This window comes from uncultured Allobaculum sp. (assembly GCF_948576815.1).
Lineage (GTDB): Bacteria > Bacillota_I > Bacilli_A > Erysipelotrichales > Erysipelotrichaceae > Allobaculum > Allobaculum fili.
Genome location: NZ_CAPAEZ010000011.1, coordinates 37,410 through 45,377, shown reverse-complemented (window position 1 = coordinate 45,377; position 7,968 = coordinate 37,410). Strand labels below are relative to the sequence as shown.

Genomic DNA, 7,968 nt, shown 5'->3' with positions numbered 1-7,968 from the left:
CGACAATAGCCGCAAGGCAAAGATAGGAAGTTGCCGAACATGAAGAATCCCCCGAGAGATAAAGGAGAAATCCGATATCTTTCGGGGGATTTTCTTTTTATTGTCTCGTCGGTTTCAACCTTCGAGCGGGTCGGATACTCGATTACGGCAACTGGAAGTCAGTCTGGGCAAGCTGACGAATACGGGTCTCGTCTTGCCCAGTCATGCCGTATCTGTGCCGCAATGGGCACTTCCTGCTCATAAAAACGGTCTCTCTTGGATACCGGATTGCTGCATGGGGCGTTTGCAGAGCGTATACAACGTGTACAGCTTGTACAGTTCGATCTGCTGCAAAGCTGTGTCCAGATAAGGCCTTAGCTAATCCGGAATGGGCGCTCCACAAAGCAAACGTTTTCTCTTCGCTAAACATCAAACGGGCGGTCCCGTTCTGTATCTGCCGTTTTACATGATCCTGTTTTATGGTAGTTTCCAGGTATAGCCGCTGGGCTTCGGCATCTTCATTTTCTTCCCGTTCGCAAAGAAAACCCCTGCGGTCCGGTTATGTCCGGTCAGCAGGGGTTTGGCGTTTCTTATGGAAAATCAGGCTTCAGGGGTTACGTGTTTCTCGTTCCATGAGTTGAGAAGATCTTTCAGAGATGGAATGGTGGAGAAGGTATCGATCGAGTAAACGAAGGCACAGTCGGTGTACAGATCCGAGCCGAGAACCAGATCCAGATCGTCGTAGTAGTAACGGGGGTCGATGATGGTAATCGATGAGAAATACGGAAGGAGATACTGGATCATGCTGTTGGCATAGGAATCCTTGAACAGCAGCAAAGTCCGATCGGTCTGGGCATCGGTATCGATCCGTATGCGGGACTGGTTGGCGCCCAGGAAAACCTGATACTGATCCTTGGTTTTCAGCGCATCCTTGTTATAGATCGAAGACGACTGCGTACCGTCCGCCCAGGTCACAATGTAGCCCGGGTTGTTTTTGGATACTGCGATTTCGATACGGTCTTCCAGACCGACGGATCCGGTTTTGGACGCGAGCGTTCCTTCGAACGTATCGGAAACCGGCATGCGATCGAAATCTTCGGGATTGGGCGCGATGCCCATGGAATTCAAAAGCTGAATCGACGCAATCGCCGCACCGAGAGAAGTCCAGTGATGGTCAGTTCGATAGTAGATGTATTCGTTTTTCTGATCGCTTAAGCCGGAGCGGACATCTACGCCGGCCGGTCCGTTCAGCGACGAATAGATCAGATCGAACGATGGATTCACATCGCGCGCCTGCGCATCGAGCGGCAGTTTCTGCGGCTGAATGGTGGCGGCAGATGGTGCTGTCAGCACGTAGCAGGGAATGCCCTGCAGGGAAGAAAACTGATTGATCGCATCCACGCTGGAGCGGATAAGATCTTCATTCGCCTCTTCCGGATTCGCGAGCAGCGCTCCTTTTCCGAGAAAAACAGAATTCAGCTCACGCTGACCGGACAGCTTTCGAATCAGATAGTTCGCGTGAAAAAACGTATTTCGGCCGGGAATCTGGTCCGTGAACCAGGTGTTCATTTCCTCGCCGGTTTTTCCGGTTTGCAGCGCATTCAGCGACCAGTCTGCACCCCGGGCCAGCGAACGGTTTTCAACATCGGAAAACGAGCGGTCGGGCTCAATGAGGGAAAGGACAAGCATTCCCGCCAGAAGAACGCTCATCGAGGGAACCAGATAGGGATTGGTTCTTTTCTTTTTCTTCATTGGGAAGTCTCCTTTCTAAAACGCCGCATAGAGGAAGGTCTGCGCCGTAGCGCTCACCAGGAACGATACGCAGATCAAAAAGACAAGGCACCAGCTGACGGTAACCAGAACCGAGCTGGCTTTCGGGAACAGGCGATGAACCAGACGGCCCAGATAGACGCTCAGACCCGAAGAAAGCACAATCGCAAGGATCAGCAGGAAAATGGACTGACAGAGCACAAACAGCGCGTCTGCGTCCGCAAAAGACGATACGCCGATAAAGAAGTAACGGCCGATGACGGAAAGTCCGCCAAGCAGCGTCGGCGAGAAGAAGAAGGTCCAGCCGATCAGCTGCGTCAGCACGAGATAAATATGACGAACCCAGTGCGGCATCTTCTCCATGAACTTGTTGATCCACTGGTTTTCCGCCAGAATCAGAGCGCCCTGATACAGTCCCCACACCAGGAACGGAAGGGTTGCTCCATGATACAGGCCGGTCAGTACCCACACCGTCAGGACGTTCAGAATCCAGCGCGTATGACTGACGCGGTTGCCGCCCATCGGAATGTAGACGTACTGCCGGAACCAGCTGGTCAGTGAAATGTGCCAGCGTCTCCAGAATTCCTGAACGGAAAGCGCCATGTACGGCAGGGAGAAGTTGGGATCGATCGTAAAGCCAAAAAGCGAACCGATGCCGCGAGCCATGCGGGAATAGCCGGAAAAATCGAAATAAAGCTGGAAAAAGTAGGCAAATCCATACAGCAGGGAACCGACCCAGCTCGTATTGCCGGCCAGGGCCGCAAAGATCAGAGCAAAGTTATCCGCAAGGATGACTTTACGAAAGAGCCCCTGTAAAAACAGCGTCATGCCGTCGAACGTCTTCTGTCTGGATGTCGGATGATCTTCAAGCTGTTCCTTCATTTTGGCATAATGGGCAATCGGTCCCATGTTAATGCGGCCAAAGAACGCGGCGAAGACACCGAATTCCACAAAGGAAGCCGGTGCTTCGGCTCTTCCGTAATAGACGTCAAACAGGCAGGACATGCAGGAGAACATGTAAAACGAAAGTCCCATCGGCATCAGAGACGGCAGGCGCGAAAGCGTTGGGCTTAAAAAGCCAAACCAGACGCCGATATAGCGATAGAACAGCACGATGAACAAATCCACGCCAATGGCTGTCCAGAGCATGATTTTGCTCGTGTGTTCGTCTTCGCTGGCGCCGATCGTATGGGCAGCTCCATAGTTCCAGAGCAGAATGATCAGAAGCGTAAGCAGAGACGTCAGACCGCCCCACGCGTAGAAGAGCAGGGAAACGATCAGAATGTAGAGATTGGCCAGGTGCGTACGGCTGACATAGCGATAGAGCAGCCAGACGACGGGCAGAAAGCCAAACAGAAAGGTCAGATCCGTAAATACCATAAATCCATCATCCTTCCTTTAAGGCCAGTTCAAACGTCGACTGGATCTGTTCCGGATGGTCGCCGGTATAGTAAAGTGCGTAGTTGTCCTGGACATCGACCAGGGCGTTTTCCATCAGGCCGGCCTGTTCAGGGGCATAGCCCGAATAAATGTCATGCTGGGTGGAGATGCGGGACTCGACCGCCTCTTCAAATTTCTGCGCCTGTTCCGGAGTGGAAAAACGTACGAGCACCAGTTCGCTGGCGGACATGGCGTCGTCCACACGGTACATGGCCGCATTCTCGAATTCATCCGGATTGAGATTGATGTAGCGGCGAATTTTTGACGCCGATACTTCCGGATAGACGGCGGAATCAAGCGTTTCGGTGAGTTTCGCCTGAACGGTTTCAAAAGGGACTTCGGAATGAATCTTTCCGCCAAAGAGCTGAAAACCGAACAGCGCAAGCAGCAGAACCAGAGCCGCGCCCTGTAAAAACAGATAGCGTCTGGATTTAGAGGAAGACTGAAAATGCATGGGCAGGCTCCTTTCGCTAAAACAAAAACAGGGAAAACAGTCCGTAAGGACTGAAAAAGGTCAGAATCCGCATCCAGTCCAAAGGGAAAAGGAAAGCGGAATTTCAGAAAGATCCAGAAGGTTAATTCATGCCGGCCATGATCATGTTCTGGGCCCATTCGGGGTAGAAGCTGGTCAGAAAGTGAATGCCGTCGCGTTCATAAATGTTCGCGTGCCCGCCTTCGCTGAGGGAATCGTTATCCACATACGTCCAGCCGCGGCGTTCGCACATTTCCCTGATCTGCCGGTTGTAATCATCGATCTTCGTCCAGCGCGGATTCTGTTCTGTCTGTTCTGGAGAAGCGGAAATGATCGAGTTGATAATGATCTGCGTATTGGGAGAAACCGCGAGAATCTTATCGATGTTTTCTTCATAAATTTCGGCATAGCCGTTGTCGCCGCGATCCGCGCCGACATTGAGTTCCATATCGTTTACGCCATAGGAAAAGTAAATTTTCTGCGGCTGAACCTGAGCAATCTGATCCACAAAATCGGGAATGTTCAAAATCGTATCGCCGGCATGGGCGTCGACCTGTTCGGCGGGCAGGAAGCTGTACGCTTCAAAACCGTACATGCGGGAATCCCCAAGAAGCAGAGAATTGCCAAAAAGGGAGAAGATCGAGCTCTTCCCGGACTGAACGGCTGCCAGCATCCGCTCTCTTCGCCGTTCGGAAAGCGAAGAGGAGAGGTCCTTAGTATCTTTTGTCGCCTGCGCTTCGAGATAGTCGCGGCCGGCTTTCAGATCGCTGTTGGGACGCGATAAAAAGAAGACGGCAGTCCCGATCAGAATGCAGGCAGCCAGAAAGACGGGCAGACCAATTCTGGAAAAGCGGGAGCGGCTGGATTTTTTATCGGCAGCCGGTTTCTTTTTTTTCGTGCGCGCAGAAGGCGATGCCGCATTCTTATTCTGTCTCATACACACCTCATCAAAATCTATATCGACTGGAGTTTCTTTTAAATTCCAGATTTATACAAAACCAAAAAAATGGGAAACAAAAAGATGGCTGTTCGCCATAAATTTGCCGATTCCTGAACGGAAAGAACGGAAGGCGACGGGATAAGTTTGAAAAAGGCGCGCTTCCGTTTTCGCCAGAAACTTCTGTCGAAAAAAGAAACAGTCGCCAAAAAATTCGTATTCGCGTTCCTTGCTCATTATCGCATATTTCCAGGGACTTAGCCGTCCCGATACGGCAAAAAAGAGGGAAGCGCCTTCGGTTATCAAACGAAGGAACACATTCGCCAGACCAGTGGAAACTTCGTGCGCTTCCAGGCCGGTTCCGTTTGAGTGATCGGCTTTGAAATTGCCCGGAACTGTTGATTTCCTTATCGGATCTGGACAGCATGTACGCTCATTATAGGGGATCCGTACGGGAAAAGAAGGTCAATCTCCGGTTTTCTCCAATTCCCTTTCGAAAACGGGTAAAGCGCAGAACACCGTTCTCAGTACGGTTCCTGCGCGCTCGTCTGTACGGTCAGCTTGTAGTACGTGCGGGCGGTCAGCTTATAAATCAGATAGTAGACCAGCGAGAACACGGCGAAGCAGAGAATGGAGATCGTATAAAACAGACGATCCGGAATTCTTGTCATGCCCGTAAGAATCAGCCGCAAAATCGGCAGAGCGAACAGCGTATGGATCAAGGCCACATTTAAAGGCAGAAAGAACAGAATGCGCGTCTGCCGGGTAATCAGCCTGCGCAGTTCCTTTCGCTCAAAGCCGAGGTTTTGCAGGATCGTAAAGCGTCTTCGGTCTTCACTGCCTTCGGAAAGCTGCTTGTAGTACATGATCAGAATCACCGCAAGCATGAAGAAGGCACACATGTAAATGCCGAGCAGAAACAGCGCGTTAAAAAGCTCCATGACGTCACTTCGATAGGACGTCCGAAACTGACAGTTAACACGGAAGGCATCCGAGTAAACCGCTGGATCCAGCCGTTTCGCAAATTCTTCTTCCAGGTGCTGCTGGAGGACGGGAGCGTCCGCGCCGGGAAAATCGATCAGAACCTGCCAGCGCTGATTTTGCGAATCCATCGTTTCCGGAATATGTCCGGCGTAAAGATAGCGGGACATCAGATAGGCAGGGATAGTTCCTTCCAGCGTTTCGATCAGGCTGTCGTCTTCCACAATTTCATACATTGCCGCCATCGAATCGGATCCGGAAGCTTCTGTCGCGGCGCTGCTCAGCGGAATATACAGCTTCAGCGGGTCCGGCTGGACGGCTGTTTCGGTCAGCGCCAGCAGCTGACCGTCCTTAAGGGAAAGATGCGTTCCATTCATGCGATTCAGATCGTCAAGGTCGAGTATGGCCACATACTGGTCGGAAACATCGGCACAGAGCATCCATGCAGTGTGCAGGACGTGCACGGAAGACGCATCGATCGAAAGGTCCTGAAGAATGTCTTTGGAGTCCTGTTCAAGCTGCGTGCTGTCAAAAGCCAGCGGTTCTTCACTGAGCAGATCGATATCCACTTCGACAGGCGCAGGCATGACGGCCTGCACATTCATTTCCATGCCCGTCACCAGCGACAGTGTGGAGGACATGGTCACAATGAGCATGGTCGACAAAATAGCGATATTGGCCAGCGCCCATGCGTTTTTGCGCAGACGAAATTTCTGTATGGACAGCGAGACAAAATGGTCCGGCGTGTAATAAAACCGTTTCCACTTCTGAAGCAGGCTCAGAAACGCCTGAGCGCCATACAGAAAGGTGAGCCAGGTGCCGATAATGACGAGAAAGACCGCCGCAAAAAACAGGAAAAGCGCCGCACTTGGAGACTCGGTCAAAAGCGCAATGAGATAGCCGCTCACCAGACAGGCGAGCCCCGCCAGAGCGGCGATCCAGTGGGTCCGGCGGCCGCTTTGCGAGACGTGAGAGGCCTGCATGGATGCCAGCGGATCGCTGCTCCACAGCTGCAGAAACGACCACAGAAAAAGCGCCCCGTAACAGAAGGCGGTCCAGCAGCACAGACCGCGCAGGCCGAGCGGGGAAATGTGCAAAGACGTCAGAGGCAGCACTTCAATCATGCGGCAGATGAACAAATACAGAATCTGATCAAAGCTGACGCCAACGAGCAGAGAAGCCGGTACGGTCACCAGAGCAAACAGACCCAGCTGATAAAACAGAATGCGGTAGAGGTGGCGCTTCTCCATGCCAAGCACCATCATCAGGCCGTTCTGTTTCTGGTTGGCCGAAATCCAGGCGGAATTGAGATAGAAGAAAAGAATCAGAGTAAAAAAGATCAGAAGCGGCAGTTCGAGGAGGAGCATTTCCCGATACCAGGAAATGCCGTAAATCGGTGAGGCTGAAAACATCGGGTTTTCGATCATCGACAGGACGGAATACACCATGGCGCCCATAAGAATGCCGCCGCCCGCAAACGGGACGGAAAGCCTGTAGTTTTTCTGAATGAAGTGCAGGGCGAGATGGAGATAGAGACGTTTTTTCATAAACCGTGCTCCTGACGGTTCATTAAAAGCAGTGCGTCCGTAATTTTCTGGGCAAACTCGCTCTGGCTTTGCCCCCCGCGGTAAATCTGATGGAAAATGCGGCCGTCGCGAATGAACAGCACCCGGTTCGCAAAACTGGCGGCCATGGCGGAATGCGTCACCATGACGATCGTCTGGCCGCGCGCATGAAGCCGCTCAAACAGCTCAAGCAGCTGATGCGAGCTCGAAGAGTCGAGCGCGCCGGTCGGCTCATCCGCTAAAAGCAGATCGGGATTACAGATGAGGGCTCTGGCCGCTGCGGCCCGCTGTTTCTGTCCCCCGGAAATTTCAAAGGGGTATTTATTGAGGATGGACTGAATGCCAAGTTCATTGGCGATGGAGCGCATTTTTTCTTCCATTTGCGCCGGAGCTGTGCGGTTTAAAACAAGCGGAAGCAAAATGTTGTCGCGAAGGGTAAAGGTATCGAGCAGCGCGTAGTCCTGAAAGACAAAGCCGAGATGATTGCGGCGAAACGCGCTGCGCTTTTTGCGGAAAGGGAATAGAGATCTTCGCCATCGATCAAAACGCTTCCGCTCGTCGGAGCGTCGAGCCCGGCGAGAATATGGAGCAGCGTAGATTTTCCAGATCCGCTTTCGCCCATGATGGCGGTAAATTCGCCGCGCTCAATGGAAAAGCTGACATCCTGCAGCGCCAGCGTACTCAAAGAGGAAAAAGACGAACGATAAATTTTCTGAACATTGCGTACATCCAGTAAAGCCATGTCTTTCTCCTTTCTCTTCTGGACACCGGGCTGCCGCTTTCAGGCAGCTTTGGCTTTTTCCAGAGTCTTTCCTGCATGCAGA

The 7,968-nt window shown here is 52.2% G+C and carries 5 protein-coding genes and 1 pseudogene; all 6 read right to left on the bottom strand.

Annotated elements, in window-relative coordinates:
• Positions 1–579: 579 nt before the first annotated feature.
• Positions 580–1,731, bottom strand: coding sequence for a DHHW family protein (locus Q2J39_RS02730; protein ID WP_230267284.1), 1,152 nt, complete (start codon positions 1,729–1,731; stop codon positions 580–582).
• A gap of 15 nt (positions 1,732–1,746) precedes the next feature.
• A complete protein-coding gene (locus Q2J39_RS02725; RefSeq protein ID WP_288339066.1) occupies positions 1,747–3,129 on the bottom strand; it encodes an MBOAT family protein in 1,383 nt (460 codons plus the stop codon).
• A gap of 7 nt (positions 3,130–3,136) precedes the next feature.
• Complete coding sequence (locus Q2J39_RS02720; RefSeq protein WP_230267286.1) at positions 3,137–3,643, bottom strand: DUF4358 domain-containing protein; 507 nt, start codon at positions 3,641–3,643, stop codon at positions 3,137–3,139.
• 121 nt (positions 3,644–3,764) lie between these two features.
• Positions 3,765–4,598, bottom strand: a complete 834-nt coding sequence (locus Q2J39_RS02715; protein ID WP_230267287.1) for a GDSL-type esterase/lipase family protein — start codon at positions 4,596–4,598, stop codon at positions 3,765–3,767.
• A 524-nt stretch (positions 4,599–5,122) separates the two neighbouring features.
• Positions 5,123–7,126, bottom strand: coding sequence for an FtsX-like permease family protein (locus Q2J39_RS02710; RefSeq protein WP_288339067.1), 2,004 nt, complete (start codon positions 7,124–7,126; stop codon positions 5,123–5,125).
• Positions 7,123–7,886: pseudogene (locus tag Q2J39_RS02705) on the bottom strand (ABC transporter ATP-binding protein). Before Q2J39_RS02705 ends, Q2J39_RS02710 begins: the two are co-directional and overlap by 4 nt.
• Positions 7,887–7,968: the final 82 nt, after the last annotated feature.

What these genes read in the sequence shown, in the direction of transcription:
- Q2J39_RS02730 (WP_230267284.1), bottom strand. Translation starts at nt 1,731, where the DNA reads ATGAAGAAAAAGAAAAGAACCAATCCCTATCTGGTTCCCTCGATGAGC.
- Q2J39_RS02725 (WP_288339066.1), bottom strand. Translation starts at nt 3,129, where the DNA reads ATGGTATTTACGGATCTGACCTTTCTGTTTGGCTTTCTGCCCGTCGTC.
- Q2J39_RS02720 (WP_230267286.1), bottom strand. Translation starts at nt 3,643, where the DNA reads ATGCATTTTCAGTCTTCCTCTAAATCCAGACGCTATCTGTTTTTACAG.
- Q2J39_RS02715 (WP_230267287.1), bottom strand. Translation starts at nt 4,598, where the DNA reads ATGAGACAGAATAAGAATGCGGCATCGCCTTCTGCGCGCACGAAAAAA.
- Q2J39_RS02710 (WP_288339067.1), bottom strand. Translation starts at nt 7,126, where the DNA reads ATGAAAAAACGTCTCTATCTCCATCTCGCCCTGCACTTCATTCAGAAA.